At 69.9% G+C, this 16878-nt stretch carries 18 protein-coding genes and 2 tRNA genes; 12 read left to right on the top strand and 8 right to left on the bottom strand.

Annotation, left to right across the window (positions count from 1 at the left end; all coding sequences use genetic code 11):
- The first annotated feature begins 13 nt into the window (after positions 1-13).
- Genes IT072_RS03645 through IT072_RS03615 form a run of 8 tightly spaced genes read left to right on the top strand, consistent with a single transcriptional unit; the run spans position 14 to position 5824 of the window.
- A complete protein-coding gene (locus IT072_RS03645) occupies positions 14-1261 on the top strand; it encodes a hypothetical protein (protein WP_223359461.1) in 1248 nt (415 codons plus the stop codon).
- Positions 1262-2371 (top strand): hypothetical protein, encoded by a 1110-nt coding sequence (locus tag IT072_RS03640; protein WP_223359459.1) that lies wholly within the window; start codon positions 1262-1264, stop codon positions 2369-2371.
- Positions 2368-3279 (top strand): hypothetical protein, encoded by a 912-nt coding sequence (locus tag IT072_RS03635; protein WP_223359457.1) that lies wholly within the window; start codon positions 2368-2370, stop codon positions 3277-3279. Before IT072_RS03640 ends, IT072_RS03635 begins: the two co-directional genes overlap by 4 nt.
- Before the next feature lie 4 nt (positions 3280-3283).
- Positions 3284-3838, top strand: coding sequence for a hypothetical protein (locus IT072_RS03630; protein ID WP_223359455.1), 555 nt, complete (start codon positions 3284-3286; stop codon positions 3836-3838).
- A 9-nt stretch (positions 3839-3847) separates the two neighbouring features.
- Positions 3848-3982: a hypothetical protein gene (locus IT072_RS21240; protein ID WP_263282060.1), complete on the top strand. Its 135-nt coding sequence runs from the start codon at positions 3848-3850 to the stop codon at positions 3980-3982.
- Positions 3975-4829 (top strand): CHAP domain-containing protein, encoded by an 855-nt coding sequence (locus tag IT072_RS03625; RefSeq protein ID WP_223359453.1) that lies wholly within the window; start codon positions 3975-3977, stop codon positions 4827-4829. Before IT072_RS21240 ends, IT072_RS03625 begins: the two co-directional genes overlap by 8 nt.
- Before the next feature lie 9 nt (positions 4830-4838).
- Positions 4839-5330, top strand: coding sequence for a hypothetical protein (locus IT072_RS03620; protein ID WP_223359451.1), 492 nt, complete (start codon positions 4839-4841; stop codon positions 5328-5330).
- Positions 5327-5824 carry a hypothetical protein gene (locus IT072_RS03615; protein ID WP_223359449.1) on the top strand — a complete coding sequence of 166 codons (498 nt, stop codon included), beginning with the start codon at positions 5327-5329 and terminating at the stop codon, positions 5822-5824. The genes IT072_RS03620 and IT072_RS03615 overlap by 4 nt, the downstream gene beginning before the upstream one ends.
- Positions 5825-6123: 299 nt before the next feature.
- On the opposite strand, the gene IT072_RS03610 is transcribed toward IT072_RS03615, so the two are convergent.
- The 6 genes from IT072_RS03610 to IT072_RS03585 form a co-directional block, all read right to left on the bottom strand.
- Positions 6124-7212, bottom strand: a complete 1089-nt coding sequence (locus tag IT072_RS03610; protein WP_223359447.1) for a transposase — start codon at positions 7210-7212, stop codon at positions 6124-6126.
- 23 nt (positions 7213-7235) lie between these two features.
- Positions 7236-7628 (bottom strand): hypothetical protein, encoded by a 393-nt coding sequence (locus IT072_RS03605; RefSeq protein WP_223359446.1) that lies wholly within the window; start codon positions 7626-7628, stop codon positions 7236-7238.
- Between the two features lie 214 nt (positions 7629-7842).
- A complete protein-coding gene (locus tag IT072_RS03600; protein ID WP_223359444.1) occupies positions 7843-8097 on the bottom strand; it encodes a cell division protein CrgA in 255 nt (84 codons plus the stop codon).
- A 104-nt stretch (positions 8098-8201) separates the two neighbouring features.
- Positions 8202-8275 (bottom strand) — tRNA-Met (locus IT072_RS03595).
- A 30-nt stretch (positions 8276-8305) separates the two neighbouring features.
- Positions 8306-8377 (bottom strand) — tRNA-Thr (locus tag IT072_RS03590).
- Between the two features lie 107 nt (positions 8378-8484).
- Complete coding sequence (locus IT072_RS03585) at positions 8485-9441, bottom strand: aldo/keto reductase (RefSeq protein WP_223359442.1); 957 nt, start codon at positions 9439-9441, stop codon at positions 8485-8487.
- 125 nt (positions 9442-9566) lie between these two features.
- On the opposite strand from IT072_RS03585, the gene IT072_RS03580 reads away from it, so the two are divergent.
- The 4 genes from IT072_RS03580 (at position 9567) to IT072_RS03565 (ending at position 15058) form a co-directional block, all read left to right on the top strand.
- Positions 9567-10436 carry a pentapeptide repeat-containing protein gene (locus IT072_RS03580; protein ID WP_223359440.1) on the top strand — a complete coding sequence of 290 codons (870 nt, stop codon included), beginning with the start codon at positions 9567-9569 and terminating at the stop codon, positions 10434-10436.
- A gap of 97 nt (positions 10437-10533) precedes the next feature.
- Entirely contained in the window at positions 10534-12072 is a 1539-nt protein-coding gene (locus IT072_RS03575) for a DUF5979 domain-containing protein (protein WP_223359439.1), read from the top strand.
- A 149-nt stretch (positions 12073-12221) separates the two neighbouring features.
- Positions 12222-13328: a LacI family DNA-binding transcriptional regulator gene (locus IT072_RS03570; RefSeq protein WP_223359438.1), complete on the top strand. Its 1107-nt coding sequence runs from the start codon at positions 12222-12224 to the stop codon at positions 13326-13328.
- Complete coding sequence (locus tag IT072_RS03565; RefSeq protein ID WP_223359437.1) at positions 13325-15058, top strand: glycoside hydrolase family 13 protein; 1734 nt, start codon at positions 13325-13327, stop codon at positions 15056-15058. Before IT072_RS03570 ends, IT072_RS03565 begins: the two co-directional genes overlap by 4 nt.
- Before the next feature lie 34 nt (positions 15059-15092).
- Here the strand turns inward: IT072_RS03565 and IT072_RS03560 are convergent, their stop codons facing one another.
- Positions 15093-15962 carry a M23 family metallopeptidase gene (locus IT072_RS03560; RefSeq protein WP_223359436.1) on the bottom strand — a complete coding sequence of 290 codons (870 nt, stop codon included), beginning with the start codon at positions 15960-15962 and terminating at the stop codon, positions 15093-15095.
- A gap of 99 nt (positions 15963-16061) precedes the next feature.
- Positions 16062-16874 carry an inositol monophosphatase family protein gene (locus tag IT072_RS03555; protein WP_223359435.1) on the bottom strand — a complete coding sequence of 271 codons (813 nt, stop codon included), beginning with the start codon at positions 16872-16874 and terminating at the stop codon, positions 16062-16064.
- Positions 16875-16878: the final 4 nt, after the last annotated feature.

Below are 16878 nucleotides of genomic sequence, written 5' to 3'. Positions count from 1 at the left end.
CTTTCAGGCCCAGGTGACCGCTGGTGCACCAACCTACGTGCAGGGTGTGGAGGGCAACAGCGGCGACATGGTCGTCGCACCCGGCGAGACGGTCGTCGCGTCGGTGTACGGCCGCATCACGTCGGCGGCGGCAGGCCTGAACCTGACCTGCCGCCTCTCGTTCGTTGACGCTTCCGGCAACATCATCGGCTCGACCCTCGTGGGCTCGGCGGTCGCCGTCGCCACCGGAGCATGGGGGCGCGCTTCTGCGACGGGAACCGCACCGGCGGGCACGGTGCGCGTGATCGTGGCTGGCCGCATGTCGACTTCCGCCGCGTTCGCGGTCGGCAACACGGCCCAGTTCACGGCGGTGCTGGTGGAGAGCGGCAGCACCCTTCGGCCGTTCTTCCTTCCCGATCTCACCCCCGGCGCGTTCTGGGACGCCGCCGCGAATGCGTCGACTTCCACCCTTTACGCGTTCGCGGCACCGACCGTCACTACGATCATCGACCCGCCCACCGCGCATATCCTCTGGACCGAAGCAGACCTGGCCGACAACGTCGGCACTCTCACGCTGTATCGACAGTTCGAGGGGAAGACGATGACCGTCCGTAGTGCGGTCGACAGGTTCGCCGCGGGTGGTCTCGCGACCGACGACGTCGAGCTCCCGCCAGGCGTCGATGTTTCGTTCCGGGCCGAGATCTTTCGCAGCGACGGGCGGAGCCTCGGCTACACCCCCTCGACCACCGTTCATGTCGACGGGCCGGTCGGTGCCGGCTGGGTCAGCAACCCGCTCGACCCGGCGACGGCCCCGGTGCGGGTCGAGATGCGATCGACCGCCGGGACCGGTGGGACGCAGGAGGCGCCGGGCGCGAAGTACCGTGTGGGGTTGCGCACGATCGCGCTCCTCGCACCGCGCGGGCTGCTCGAGGGCGTCGACATGTCGTTCTTCACCTCCACGGCCGTCGAGTACCACGCAGTCCGCGACCTCGTCGACGGGTCGAACGGGCTCCTGCTCTTCCGCACGACGCCGCCGCTGCCGGTACCGCGCCTGCTCTACGCGTGGACGAAGGCGCTGGTGTGGGAGGAGTTCAACCTCCCGGCCGGGATCGAGGACTTCGCCTGGCAGAACCCGGTCGACGAGCTCTCGCCGTTCGAGGGTGAGCCGATCTCGTCGCTCACCCCGTGGCAGATCTACATCGACGCCTTCCCCACTTGGGGCGACTTCAACGCCGCCTACCTGACCTGGCTCGACGCGATCAACAACCCCCCGGAGGCGTGAATGGTCCTGGCACTCGACTCCGACGTGCTCGCCGCACTGGAGACCTCCGGCACCAGCGTCTACCGGGCGTCGGCGTACTACGGCTCGGAGCAGACGCTTGCGGAGGTACCGCTGTTCGGGCAGGGGTCGATCTCCTTCGACGGGTCCGCAGCGGTCGAGAGCTCGGGCACCCTGTACCTGGGCGACAGCGGAACCGACTACACCCCGCGCAACCAGCAGGACACCTTCGCTCCGTTCGGCCAGGAGATCGCCCTGTGGCGGTCGCTGCAGAATGTCGGCTCGGCGCCCGGCATCCCGCTCGGCCGGTTCCGGATCACGGAAGTGCCCGACATGGAGGAGTACTTCCACCGCTACCCGTCGCAGCGGGATGCGGGCTGGTCGCTGCAGCTCACCGTGCGCGACCGGATGGACATCCTCCAGAACGACGACTTCACCGCGCCGACCTCGACGGTCGCCGGGCCGAGCACGTGGACCGAGATCCAGCGCCTCATGCCGCAGGGTCTCGGACTGCGCACCTCGCTGGTGGACACGGCGGTCCCCGCGGGGATCACCTACACGAGCATGTCCGACGCCATCACGAAGCTGATGGCGAACCTCAACGGCGTCCCCCACATGACGCGCGACGGCCTGCTCACGGCGCGCGCCCGCGACCGCTGGCTGACGGCGACCACGCCCGAGTTCGAGGTGAACGGCACCGTCGCGATCTCGGACACGATGACGAACAAGCTCTACAACTGCGTCGTCGTCACCAACCCGAACGACCCGAAGATCCTCGGCATCAAGATGATCGACGAGCCGGCGCACCCGCTGTACGTGCGTGGTCCCTTCGGGCGCCGCCCGTACAAACTCGCCGATCCGCTGATGACGACGCAGGCGATGGCGGATGCCGCGGCCGCGACGTCGCTCGCGCGCGTGTCGACGCAGCAGGCGCATACCGTCACGTTCTCGTGCCTGCCGCGACCCGACCTGGAGATCGGCGACTTCGGGGACGTCATCGACGAGGTGTCCGACAAGACGTACCGCGGCGAGATCGCGACCATGCAGTTCAGCCTCGACCCGACGGACCTGATGTCGGGCACCATGACGGTCGCCGAGGTGATCACCCCGTGAGCGGGACGGTGACGCGCTCGCCCGCGCGCGCGACGGCGTCCGCCCTGGCGGACATGAAGTCGGGCCTGTCGAACCTGCAGCAGGGCATCTGCTCGTCGATCGACTGGACGAACGGTCTCGCGAACGTCATCGTCTCTGGCGGCGCGATCTCGATCCCGATGCTCGGCGCCGCGCCGCCCATCCCGCAGCAGAAGTGCTGGGTGGGGTGGATCGGGCAGCAGGCCCTCTGCCTGGGACCGGTGCCGCGGTCGATGACGGGGAAGGTCACGACGGCGCCGGCGAGCGGCGTGCTCGGCTTCACCGGCGACGACGGCACCGTGAAGACGATCGCCTACGACTCGACGATCACGTTCGCGCTGAACGACCGGATCATCGTGGACTGGTGGTCGGGCGGCTTCGCGTTCGCGAAGCTCTCCGCCGACCCGATCACCCTCGACCCGGTGTACATCCCGCCGCCGGTCGTCTCGCCAGTCGCGCAGGAGAAGTCCCTCACGTTCGACCCGAACGGGTCCGGCACGTGGTCGACGACCTACTCCAAGTGGCAGGACTCGAACGTCTGGTGCTCCGACAGCACCCTCGGCGCGTGGTTCTACGCCGGCATCGCCGACACCATCCCCGACACCGCGACCATCCTCGAGATCCGCGTCTACGTGGACGCCTTCTACACGACCGGCTCGGACCCGACGATCGGCGTGCACTCGCTCGCCGGCGCGACCGGCGCACCCGCCGTCAGCAGCGCCGGGACCGTGCCCGGCGGCACCGGCTGGAAGAACCTGCCAACCGCGCTCGGCGACCTCCTCAAGACCGGCGCCGCGCTCGGCCTTGGAACCAACCACGGCGGCTACCACAAGTGGAGCCGCGCCGGCGTCAACAACTCCGGCGCACTGTTCATCAGATGGAGGACATGACCCCATGCCAGGCGTAACGAACTACCCGGCCCTCACCAACGGGTCCGGTATGGAAGGGCCCGCGCAGATCGTCGCACAGTCTCAGCACTGGGACGACATCGAGAATCGCAGCTACGCGACCGCGAACGACTTCCCGTCGGCGGCGTCGACCTACAGCGGCCGCCTCGTCTACGCCCGCGACACCGACACTTTCTACATCAACGACAACGGCAGTTGGGTGCCGATCGGTCAAGCCACCCAGCTGAGCAGCATCTCCTCGTTCGCGAACGGATACGGCGCCGGCCTCACAAACCGCCTCTCGAGGCGGAACGGCTCAGTCACTCTCGCGCTCCAGTTCAACCGCGGGACAAACCCCCTCGTCGCGACCGGCCCGATCTTCACCCTGCCACCCGGATTCCGACCCGTCGCCCAGCACGTCGCCGTCGGCTCCCTCACGACCGGTGGCTCCCCCGGCGTCATGAACTGCATCTTCAACACCGACGGCACCATGAACATCCTCTGGGTGAGCTCCACAGCCTCCGCCGTCGGCTGGATCGACACCACCTTCGACGCGGTCTAGGAGGACCCCGTGACTGAGATCGAACCCGACCCCAACATCCCGTATGACTCGGACGGGACCCCGCTGCCGCCGATGAACGCCGTCAAGAAGCCGGCGCCGGAGGCGATCAGCTCGAGCTATGGCGAGGAGGACCCCGATGCCTGACCTTCTCCAGCGCAGCGTCGACGACATGCTCGCCGCGATGGAGGAGCAGTTCCGCACTCGGTGGCCGAACCCGTGGTGGCCGAAGGGCATCAGCGCGTACGACGACTGCGCCGCCTGCGTGAGCTTCTACCTCTTCGGCCTCAACTCCCTCGGCAACCCGTTCTACAGCTACGTCTCGCAGATCCAGACCTGGGGTCGCAACCTCGGCGTCTGGCATCCCGGGCACGCGGGCGTACAGCGCGGCGACGTGCTCGCGTTCGACTGGGACGGCGACGGCGACCCCGACCACACCGAGATCGTCGTCTCGGTCTCGTCCGGCGGGTCGATCGTCACCTCCCGCGGCACGAACTCGAACCCCGGCGACGACATGCGCGACCGCACCCGCTCCGCCGGCTACATCCTCAGCTACATCCGACCGCCCTACCCGGGCACCACCTCGGCCGCTGATGGCGGCGCAACCCTGATCCCCCAAGGAGACGAGATCGACATGGCCACCATCGAAGACCTCCGCAAGCAGGCGGACGCGTCCAACGCCGCCCAGACCGCCCTGATCAAGGAGATGCTCCTGCGCGAGAGCCGCGGGCGCCTCTACTACTGCGCCACGCCGCCGGCCGGCCTGCCGCAGTTCGTGATCATCTTCTGGCACCGCACCCCGGGCCAGAACAACATCCTCTACTGCAACGACGGCGAGCAGCAGGCCCGCAACGCTCGCGACTTCTACTCGCAGACCTACGACACGGTCGAGCAGGCCAAGGCCGCCGCGATCGGCACGACGCAGTTCCAGACCCTGATCAACCTCGCGCTCGGCACGGACTCCGCGTTCACCAACAAGCGCGCGACGAAGTAGCACTTCCGCGTGATCGTGCTTACCGGGACCGGCGGCCCGGTCATCGTCGACATCCCGGGCGGATGGGCGAGCGTCCTCGTCGCGCTCATCGCGGCGGTCATCGGCCCGTACGTGCTGCAGGCGCGCGCGAATAGACGTCTCAAGCGCATCGACCAGAAGACTGACCGCACGCTGGACCAGGTCGAGAACAACCACCGGGACCCCGTGACCGGCGAGCCGATCAATATGCGGGAGGAGAACGACGAGCGTCACGAGGTGGTGACCAAGCAGAACGACAAGATCATCGCTCTCCTCGAGTCTCACGGCGAGCTGCTCGAGTCACACGACGTGGTCCTCAAGAAGCTCATCGCCTCGCAAGGCGACCAGGACGAAGACATCGCCGACTCCCGAGAACGTCTCGAACTGATCGAACGTACATGGCCGCGCAACCGATTCATGCCTCCTGCCAGGCACCGTGCACCCGACCCCACCCCCGACTCCCAAGGAGACCAACCGCTATGACCCCCAACGACAAGGCGCTCGCCTACATCCGCACCTACGTGCCGTACCTCGTCGGCGCCGCGCTGGCGTGGCTCCTCGTGCACACCGGCATCGACTTCACCGGGCCCGTAAAGCTCGCGCTCATCGCGTTCCTCGTCCCGCTGACCCAGAATGCGTACTACGTGCTCGTGCGGGTCATCGAGGTGCGGGTGCCGTGGATCGGTGCGCTGCTCGGCTGGCCGACCGCACCGCAGTTCGCCGCGGTCGACAATCTCTGGGCGTCCCTCGTGCGCACCATCATCCCGTCGCTCGCCGGCGCGCTCGTCGCGACCGTCGTCGCGCTCGGCCTTGCTCTCGACGCGGACACCCAGTCGACGCTCATCGTCGGCCTCGTCGCGCTCATCCAGGCGGCCTACTACGCGCTCGCCCGGTGGATCGTCTCGCGCTGGCCGTCCGCGCGGTTCCTGCTCGGCACGGACGCCGCACCGGTCTACCTCGCGAAACACGCCGCCTAGAGCGTCTCCGCTCTGACGGCGCAGCAGCATCCGCACAGGAGTAGGTCATAGTCGATCATGACCACGAGCCCCGGCTCACCTTCGGGTGAGCCGGGGCTCTTCTTCGTGTTTCGGCGTAGGCTGCCGTCGCTCCCCGAGTGGGTCGTGGGTGTTCGGCAGTTTGCGCCCCGCTGAGCGGTGCTACCTTCGTGAAGGCGGCGTGACCAATGATCACACTGGCTCAACGGATGCCTCGGTGCAGCTTCGTCCGTCGTCACTAGTCTCGTACGGGGAGGCGTGGCTCGAACATAAGCTGCCCGCTAGTGGCTGCCAGTGGTTTTGCCCGCCTCCCCTGCCCGCATCATCCGATCGACTTGTCTGAAGATCTCGCGCGCGACGTAGCGTTTGAGGCTCCGAATCGCGTTGGCCTTCGACACTCCCTCAGTCGTGCGCCGTCGAACGTACTCGCGAGTGCGGCCTTCGCGGGACAGTCTCACGACGACGATGGTGTGGATCGCGCGATTGAGCTGGCGGTCACCGCCGCGGTTGAGGCGGTGCCGGGTCGTCTTACCTGACGCGTACTCGATCGGCGCGACGCCGGCCAGCGATGCGAACGCAGACTCGGATCGGACGCGGCCGACGTGGGAGTACGCACCGAGGATAACTGCGGCAGTGACGGGGCCGACTCCGTAGATCTCCAGCAGCCCCGGAGCGAGAGACCTGACGACGGCCTCGAGGTCGCTCTTGTTGCTGTCGAGCTGTTCGAGTAGCAGCAGGTATTCGTTGGCCATCCGGGACACCTCTCGGCGTCCCAGCATGGTGAGTGGGTCGTCGGCTCTGGCCCAGTCGTGGTCTGCGAGGGTGCGGATGGTGGAACGGCTGATCTTGCGGGTTGTGTCCAGGCCGAGGTCGACTGTGCGCACGATCGCCCCGAGCCGGTTGCGAACAGCAACCGAGCGGATCTCCATGTCGCGACGAGACATCACGAGGAGGCTGAGCATCTGGCGAGCGCCCCACGCACGCGGTCGGGCGAGGGACTCTAGACGGGTACCCAGTAGGCGGTACGCCGCCCACACAGCATCGGTCTGGTCGTTCTTGGGCCTGGTGGGATCACGCATTCTGACCCGCGCGTCACAGACCTCGAACCCCGCCTCCGCCGCTACCTGGGCGAGGAGTGAGCCGTAGGAGTTTGCGCCTTCGATCGCGAGCAGTGTCTCGCCACTCACGACCGTGGCGATCCACGCTAGGGCTGCCTGGATGCCTTGCCTGTCCGCGCGAAAATCTGAGATCGCGCACACCTCACCGTTTCGGCCACGAAGGATGGCGTACGTGTGTGATTCGGAATGCGTGTCGACACCCACCACGAAGGTGAAACGGTCAGAGACCACGCGGCTCGAGAGTTCGCCCACGCGCGAAACCTACTCCGGATCCGTCAGATGGCGGGAGGCCCGGCTCCCCGGACCTCTTGCTCTCTCTTCTTCTCGTGCTCGCGATAGAAGCGGACGAGCTCCGCGGCCGGCGGCTGCGCGGCGCTCATAGCTTCGCTGCTCGCCCGGTTCTTAGCCATATGGTGACGCCACGACTCGTAGGCGCACTTGTAGTCCCATCCGAGCTGACAGGCGGCCTCGAAGGCGCTTACCCATCCGACCAGCTCGCGTCCCTCCGAGGTCGGCGCGTACGTGACGACGCGGAACCACTCCTCAGGGCGGTTCGGGTCGCCCTTCAGGAAGCGGCGGACGACGGCGTAAGGCTCCTGCGATTCGGAGACGCGCAGGAACCACTCCATCGGTCGCGCGTAGGTGACCGGACTCCATTCGACAGGCACGCGAGTGACAATAGGCTCAGCCCATGACAGAATCACGCACCCGTGAAGAATGCCTACGCCAGGCGGCGCGAGTACTCATTCGGATTGCCGCCAGGATCGAGTCCGACCGCATCGAACAGGAGCGGATTCGATGACCACGCTCGCCGAAGCGCTCGAAGCGGTCGCCGAGATAGCCTTCGCCGAGGAGTTACGAATCTCGCGCGAGAAGGCCCGGCTAGGACCGTCGTCCAATCCAGCGCATGAGCAAACCAGCCGCGAGAATCACCAAGCCAGCCACCGAAACGGTGAGGCCGACCAGCAAGTTCCGCGGACCAAAATCTGAAAGCGGTGCGGCGCCCTGGGAGAGGAAGTAGACGGCCGCCCAGAGAAGTCCGACGACGACGACGGCAAGCCCAGTCCACATCGCGACACGACCGACGATCGCAATCGTCGCGCCCGTGGAAGCATCGGCGCCGGCACTCGTCGTCATGCAGCGATCCTATTCCGCAGACGCCGAGTTGGTCTATCGCGAATCGAAAGCGCCGAGTAAGCGCCGAGTTGGTGAGACTCGGCGCTCTCGATCCCTGTGTTTTGTAGCGAGGGCGGGACTCGAACCCGCGACACCACGATTATGAGCCGTGTGCTCTAACCACCTGAGCTACCCCGCCGCGGCCTCCCGTCGACGGACGGGGAGACGGAGCCCCCTGTGGGAATCGGACCCACTACCTCTTCCTTACCAAGGAAGTGCTCTACCAATGAGCTAAGGGGGCGAAGCCGGTCCTGGCCGGAAGGCCCGAACGATTTTGGCAACCGTACGAGGATACCATCACCGCGGGGGTGCTTCCGACCATCGCGGACCCGGCCGACGTGCGCCGGCTCAGGCGCCGCGGGCGGCCTCCGAAGCGGTGTCGAGGGCGGCGATCTCGTCGCCGGTGAGCTCGAGGGTGACGGACGCCAGGAGGTCGGGCAACTGGTCGAGGGTGCGGGCGCTCGCGATCGGTGCCGTGACGGTCGGCTGGGCCGCGAGCCAGGCGAGCGAGACCGTTGCGACCGAGACGCCGTGTGCGGCGGCGACCTCGTCCAGCGCTCCGAGCACCGCGCGTCCGGTGTCGTCGAGGTACTTGGCGGCACCGGCCGCCCGGGCGCTGTCCACAGCCACACCGTCGCGGTACTTGCCCGTCAGGAACCCCGCAGCCAGGGCGAAGTAGGGGAAGACGCCGAGGTTCTCGCGCTCGGCGATCGGACGGTAGTTCTGCTCGTAGGAGCGCTCCACGAGGTTGTAGTGCGGCTGGAGCGCGACCGCACGGTGCAGACCCTCGGCCTCGGTGATGCGGAACCACTCCTCGATGCGCTCGGGGCTGTAGTTGGAGATGCCGATGTAACGCACCTTGCCGGCGTCGACGAGGCCGGAAAGAGCGGCGACGGTCTCCTCCAGGGGAACGGTCTCGTCGTCGAAGTGCGCGTAATAGAGGTCGATGTACTCGCTGCCGAGGCGCTCGAGGGAGGCGTCGGCGGCGCGACGGATGTTGTCGGCGGCGAGTCCCTTGAAGTCGGGGTGCTGGCTCACCTTGGTCGCGAGCACGACGTCCTCGCGGTTGCCCCGCGCGTCGAACCACCGGCCCAGGATGCGCTCGGAGTCGCCACCGGTGTTGCCCGGCACCCACGCCGAGTAGCCGTCGGCCGTGTCGACGAAGTTGCCGCCCGCGGCGACGTACGCGTCGAGCACCGCGAACGAGGTGTCCGCGTCCGCGGTCCAGCCGAAGACGTTGCCGCCCAGCGAGAGCGGGTAGACGTCGAGGTCGGAGGTGCCGATCGTGCGACGGGGTGCAGTCATAGAAGGTCTCTCCCAGTTCATGAGTCTGTCGTTCCGGTCCCTTCACGCTAACGCGGACGACCGGGCGAAATTCCGGGAGCGGATGAAGATGTGGAAAGGTTGCGGCGCGGCCCTACTGTGGAGGAATGGATGTCGCCGCCGCCCCGCCGCTCTCGGCCGACTGTGCGAGCTGCGCCGGCCTGTGCTGCGTCGCGCTGGCGTTCGCCCGGTCGGCGGACTTCGCGATCGACAAGCCCGCGGGCGACCCGTGCGACAACCTCGACGACGGTTTCCGCTGTCGCATCCATCCGCACCTCCGGGAGAGCGGCTTCAAGGGATGCACGGTGTTCGACTGCTTCGGAGCCGGTCAGCACGTGACGCAGCGCACCTTCGGCGGGGCGACCTGGCGCGACGGCGGCGACGTGCGCGACGGGATGCTCGCCGTGTTCCCGATCGTCCGCCAGCTGCACGAGCTGCCCTGGTACCTGCGCGAGGCGCTCGGCATGCCGGCCGCCGAGCGACTCCACGCGCGTCTGCGTGCAGCCGAGCGCGCGGTCCGCGCGGCCGCCGACGACTCTCCCGACCGCATCCGCGCGCTCGACGTGGACGCCCTGCGGGCGCCCGCCGCTGAGCTGCTCCGCGAGTCCGCGCGCCTGACCAGGGAGGCCGCCAGCAGGCGGCCGCCCGCAACGCGCCCCGGGACGGCTCCCGGTGCCCGTGCCCGCGTCGCCCGCTCCCGCCTGCGCCCCGGCGCCGACCTCCTCGGCGCCGACCTGCGCGCGACCGACCTGCGCGCGACCGAGCTGCGCGGGGCGCTCCTCATCGCGGCCGACCTCCGTGGCACCGATCTCGCGTTCGCCGAGCTCCTCGGCGCGGATCTGCGGGATGCACGCCTCGACGGTGCCGACCTCCGCGACGCGCTCTACCTCACCCAGACCCAGGTCAACGCGGCCTCCGGCGATGCGCGCACGCGTCTCCCGGCCGGGTTGGAACGGCCCTCGCACTGGCGTAAGTGAGATTTATTCGACAAACGGCGTCATGATCCCCGCCCGGCGCGGTCTCTCAGGAGCGGGAAGGCACCCGAGCCTCCCCGTCTGATCGCAAGGAAGCCCGATGCCCGTCTACAGAACCGTCCTCGCCGCACTGGGGGTTGCGGCGCTCACCCTCGTCCCCGTCCTGGCCGCCGACGAGGCCCGCGCCGCCGACCTCGACGTCGTCACGTCCCTCACCATCTCCTCGCCGGATCCCGCCGACCCGACCGTGCCGCTCACCGTCGGCCAGATGTTCCGGGTGGACGTCGCCTGGTCGCTGCCCGCCGCCGCGGCCCCGGGAGACACGTTCTCGGTGTCGTTCCCCTCCCCCGTCCATGGCTACGCGTCCTCCTTCACGCTCACCGACGCCGCCGGAGCCGAGGTCGGAACCTGCACCGTCGACTCCGACTCCTTCCACTGCACGCTCGGCGACTACGCCGCGACGCACACCGGTATCACCGGCACGCTGTTCTTCTACGCCAGCGCCGTCCAGACCTCCGGCGGCACGCTGCTGTTCCAGTCGTCGAACGGCACGGTCTACCACGTCACCGTCCCCGGCGGCGGGATCGGGGAGGGCACAGGCTCCCCGGCGACCCAGCCACCGACCGCGCTGGCGAAAGGCGGCTGGCAGAACGCGGACGGCACGCTCGGCTGGCTGATCTACCTGCCGGGAAGTCAGCTCCTCCACGACGGCGCGGAGGTCACGGTCACCGACACCTACGACGCGCGCCTGTCGCTCGTCCCCGGCTCCCTCTCGGTCCTCCGCGTGGCGGACGCCGACTGGAACGGCGGCGACTGGTCCGGCTCCGCCGTCCCGCTCGCCGAGGGCACGGGTGCCGGCGCCTACACCGTCGGCTCGACCCCTCCGTCGTTCACGCTGACCGTCCACGCGCCCGACCCGCAGAGCACCTATGTCGTGCTCTACCAGCTCAGCGTCCCCGCCGGCACAGCCGACGGGACCGTTTTCGCCAACACCGTCCGCGGCGACGGCGTCGGATCCGACGAGGCGTCCGTCGCGTACGTCTCCGCGGGCGGAGCCGCGAGCGGAGAGACGACGCGCGAACTCGCCGTCACCAAGCGCGTCGCGGGTGACGGCGTCGCACCGACCGGCGGGTTCCCGATCGCCGTCGCCTGCACGCTCGGTGGCGCCCCGGTCGCGGGCTACCCGGCCAGCGCCTCCATCGCGGCCGGCGAGACTCACGTCTTCCCCCGTGTGCCCGTGGGTGCCCAGTGCGCAGTGAGAGAGACCGACTCCCGCGGCGCGACATCGATCGCCTACTCACCTGCCGCGTCGATCACGGTTCCCGAAGGCGACGACCCGATCGGGGTGACCGTCACGAACACCTACGCCGCGACCCCCGTCGTTCCCGGCAGCGGAACGGGCACTACGCCGCCGAGCGGTGCCCCGTCGGCCACCCCGTCTCCCGCACCCGGGCCGGCGGACGCAGGCGCCACCTCCCTGCCGACGACCGGAGCGCTCGCGCACACCGGCTCCACCGCGTCCCCCGTTCTCGCCGGGGCGGCAGCGCTGGCCCTCCTGACGGGCCTCTCCCTGCTCGGGGCGCGTCGCATTCGCATCGGCCGGGAACGCCAGGGCGAGCGCCCCGGGCAGGCCGGCTGACGCCGGTGCGGGTCCGCATCGCCCTGCGATCCGGACCCGCACTCGGGAGCCCGTACACTGGAAACGCTTGCATTCCGCCGAGGCGCCGCGACTAGACTCGTCCCGGTCGCGCGTCCGGTCGCGGCCTCTCGGACCGCGGAAGGGGTGCGATGCCCGGCATCGACGACGTCGCGCGCCTCGCCGGCGTCTCGACCGCCACGGTCTCCCGCGCACTGAGCGGCAACGGTCCCGTCTCCGAGCGCACGCGAGCCCGCGTCGCCGACGCGGCCGCCGCGCTCGGCTACGTCGTCTCCTCCGACGCGTCCAGCCTCGCGTCGGGCCGCACACGCAACATCGGCGTGGTGGTCCCGCGCCTCAACCGCTGGTTCTTCACCGCCGTCATCGAGGGTGCGGAGCGCGAGCTCCTGCGGCGCGGCTACGACCTCACGCTCTACAACCTCAGCGGGGACGGCGAGGAGCGGCGCCGTGTCTTCGACCATCACCTGCTGCGCAACAGGGTCGATGCGGTGATCGCCGTCGCGCTCGCCCTGGACGAGGACGAGGTGAGCCGGCTGCTCTCCCTCGGCAAGCCGATCGCCGGTGTCGGAGGGCCGCTGCCCGGGGCGAGCGCCATCACGATCGACGACGTCGCCGTGGCGCGAGTCGCCACCGAGCACCTCCTCTCCCTCGGGCACCGGCGCATCGCCCACGTGGGCGGCAGCGAGGAGTACGACCTCGAGTTCCACACCCCGGGCAATCGCCGGCTCGGCTACGAGTCGGCGCTGCGCGACGCCGGCATCACCCCCGACCCGTCGCTCTTCCGCGGCTCCGACTTCACCATTCCCGGGGGCCACGCCGCGGCGATCGAGCTGCTCGCCGGCGCCGACGAGCGCCCCACCGCCGTCTTCGCCGCCTCCGACGAGATGGCGATCGGGTGCATCCTCGCGGCACGGGAGCTCGGCCTCACCGTGCCGGGCGACCTCTCCGTCATCGGTGTCGACGACCATCCCCTCGCCGCGTTCTTCGGGCTGAGCACCATCGCCCAGTACCCGGAACGCCAGGGCGAGGAGGCCGTCGAGCTGCTGGTGCAGAGCATCGAGGACGTGCGCCGCCGCTCCGGCCCCCGCGGGTCCGCGACCGCCGGCCGCCGCACGGACGCGGGAACAGCCACTCCCGTCACCGTCCCCGTCTCCACCGACCTGGTGGTGCGCGCCAGCACGTCCGCGCCCGATCCCGCCCTGCAAGCCCTGTCAGCCGACAGCCCGAACGAGAGGTGACCACCATCGCCGCCACGACCCCCGGCCTTTCCTCCTCCCTCGCCCCCAGCTCCCCGGGACGCGAGTGGTGGCGCTCCGCCGTCATCTACCAGGTCTATCCGCGCTCGTTCGCGGATGCCGACGGCGACGGGATCGGCGATCTGCCGGGCATCACGCACCGCCTCCCCGCCCTGCGCTCCCTCGGTGTGGACGCGGTCTGGCTGTCGCCGTTCCAGACCTCGCCGCAGCGCGATGCCGGGTACGACGTCGCCGACTACCGCGACGTCGACCCGCTCTTCGGCACGCTCGCCGACTTCGACACGATGCTCGAGACCGCGCACGAGCTGGGCCTGCGCGTCATCATCGACATCGTCCCCAACCACTCCTCCAGCGACCACGTGTGGTTCCAGGAGGCCCTGGCCGCCGGGCCGGGGAGCGAGGAGCGCGGGCGCTACCTCTTCCGCGACGGGAAAGGCGAGCACGGCGAGCTCCCCCCGAACAACTGGGAGTCGATCTTCGGCGGAGCCGCCTGGACCCGCATCGAGGAGGCCGACGGCACCCCGGGCCAGTGGTACCTGCACCTGTTCGACAAGTCGCAGCCGGACTTCGACTGGACCAACCCGTGGGTGCGCGAGCAGTTCCGCGGCATCCTGCGCTTCTGGCTCGACCGCGGCGTCGACGGTTTCCGTGTGGATGTCGCCCACGGCATGATCAAGGAGGCCGGCCTCCCCGACTACACGCCGCCCGAGAACGTGGGCAGCATGGGCGGCGGCGCGGGCTCGGTCACGCTCGAGCCGGCCATCGAGGGCCACGCGGGCGACGAGCCCGCCACCCCGCCGTACTTCGCCGAGGACGGCGTGCACGACATCTACCGTGACTGGCACCGGGTGCTGGCGGAGTACGAGGGCGACCGCGTGCTCTGCGGCGAGGCCTGGGTCGAGCCGCTGGAGAAGCTCGTGCGCTGGGTGCGCCCGGACGAGATGCAGCAGACCTTCAACTTCGGCTACCTCGAGACCCCCTGGAACGCGGCGGCCCTCCGCACGGTGATCGACCGCTCGATCGCCGTCTTCGGCAGTGTGGGCGCGCCGAGCACGTGGGTGCTGTCGAATCACGACGTCGTGCGCCACGCGACCCGCCTGGCCCTCACCGGTGAGAACCTGCAGGGGCACGGCATCGGCCCGAAGACCACGGGGCTGCCCGACCCGGCCTTCGCGCTCAACCGCGCGCGGGCGGCCACGGCGCTCATGCTCGCCCTGCCCGGCTCCGCCTACCTCTACAACGGCGAGGAACTCGGCCTTCCGGAGGCCATCGACCTGCCCGACGACGCCCGGCAGGACCCGACGTGGTTCCGCACGAACGGCGAGCGGTACGGTCGCGACGGCTGCCGCGTCCCGATCCCGTGGGAGGGCGCGGACCCGTCGTACGGGTTCGGCCCGGGCGCGCGGAGCTGGCTGCCGCAGCCCGCCTCGTGGGCGGCCTACACGCGCTCCTCGCAGGAGGGTGTGCCGGGATCGACGCTGACCATGTACCAGGAGGCGCTGGCGGCCCGCCGGGCCCACGACCTCGCGTTCGGCGAGCTGGAGTGGTTCGACCTCGGCCCGGACACGCTCGCCTTCCGGTCCGGCGAGGTGACCGTCGTGGCCAACTTCCGCGAGGAGCCGCTGGAGCTGCCCGCCGGCGACGTGCTGCTGTCGAGCGGTCCGCTCGACGGGCGCAGCCTCCCGCAGGACACCACGGCCTGGCTGGTCTGACGCGATCGGACGGTGAAGCGACGGGCCGGTCGGTTCAGGACGCGTTGGCCTTCAGCCATGCGTAGGGGTCGACCGGCTCCGTCCCGTTGAGGCGGATCTCCAGGTGGAGGTGCGCACCCGTGGAGACGCCGGTGTTGCCGACCTTGCCGACCGTGTCCGCGACTCTCACGACCTGTCCCACCTGCACCCGCACCGAGCCGCGCTGCATGTGGCAGTACTTGCTGCTCACGAGGGCACCGGCGATCATGTGGTCGATCGTGACGTTGACCCCGCAGCCGCCGTTGTCGCCGAGCACGACCTCCCGCACCACGCCGTCGGCGATGATCTGGATGGGCACGCCCTCACCCGGCGTGAAGTCGACGCCGAGGTGGTTCGTGGAGGCACCGGCGGTCGGGGCCGCGCGCGGCCCGAAGTACGACGAGATGGGGACGCCCACAGGGAACGGCCACTGGACGGCTCCGCGCGGGTTGTTGGTGAACGTGTCGGCGATGCGCATCGAGCGCACCGCGGCGAGCTGCTCGGCGGCGATGACCTCCGGGCTCTCGCGGTCGACCACGGCGCTGCGGTCGGACTCGACGCGGTCGAGCGCCTGCACCTCGCCCTGGCCGGCGACCGGGAAGGCTTCGGCGATCGCCTTCGCCCGCACCTGATCCTCGGTCAGCAGCGCCATCGCCGGAAGGGAGGTGGCCACGCCGATGCCGAGCACCGCGAACATCGCGACGAGGCTGACGCCGCGGCCGCGCTTGCCCTGCGGCGGGCGGGACTCCGGGGCCGTGGGAGCGGCGGGACGGCGCACCGCACGGGCGCGCCTCCGCCCGGCTTCGCGGGCCTCCCGGATCGCCCGGCGGGTCAGCGGCGCGTCCGGCTCTGGCTGGCCGGCGCGGAGGTCGGTTGTCGGGCGCACTCGACCAAAAGTAACAAATCGATAAACATCATGCCAGTCGAGAGGCGACTGGCGGGCGCGCGCAGACGCGCACGCCGGCGCGGACGACTCCGCTCCTCCTCAGTCCCAGGCCCCGAAGAACCCGGCGATGCGGGGTTCGAGCGCCTCATAGAGCCCCGGTGCGGCGGCGAGGAGCAGCCGCCTCCCCTCCGGACCGCCGTCGAGCCCGCCGACCCGCGCTCCCGCTTCGCGCGCGACGAGCGCGCCCGCCGCGTGGTCCCACGGATTCAGTCCGCGCTCGTAGTACGCGTCGAGCCGACCGGCCGCCAGTCCGCACAGGTCGAGGGCGGCCGAGCCGATGCGCCGGATGTCGCGCACCTCCCCGATGAGCCGGCCCACGAACTCCGCCTGGCGCATCCGCGTCTCCGCGTCGTAGCTGAAACCCGTGCCGACCAGTGCGACCGGCAGCTCCACCGCCCCGTTCACCCGCAGCGGTCCTCCATTGAGCGTCGCGCCCTCCCCCCACGCTGCGGCGAACACGTCGCCGCGTTCCGGGGCGACGACCGCACCGGCCAGAGTCCGCCAGCTCGCCGGATCGGGGTCGCCCTCGACGACCGCGATGCTGACCGCGTAGTCCGGGATGCCGTACGCGTAGTTGACCGTCCCGTCGATCGGATCGACCACCCAGGTGAGCCCGCTCGTCCCCGCCTCGGCTCCCGACTCCTCGCCGAGGAACCCGTCCAACGGCCGTGCCGCGGAGAGCGCGCCACGGATCAGCTCTTCCGCCTCCCGGTCCGCGCGCGTCACGATGTCCGACACCGACGACTTGGAGGCGGCGATCTCCACCCCGTCTCGCCGCCGCTGCTGGGCGATCGCCGCCGCGCGCTTGGCGATGGACACGGCGATGTCGCGGAGCTCTGCATTCGAGGTCATGGGA

It is taken from the genome of Leifsonia sp. ZF2019 (assembly GCF_019924635.1).
In the GTDB taxonomy this organism is placed as follows: Bacteria; Actinomycetota; Actinomycetes; order Actinomycetales; family Microbacteriaceae; genus Leifsonia.
This window is presented reverse-complemented; position numbering and strand designations above follow the sequence as displayed.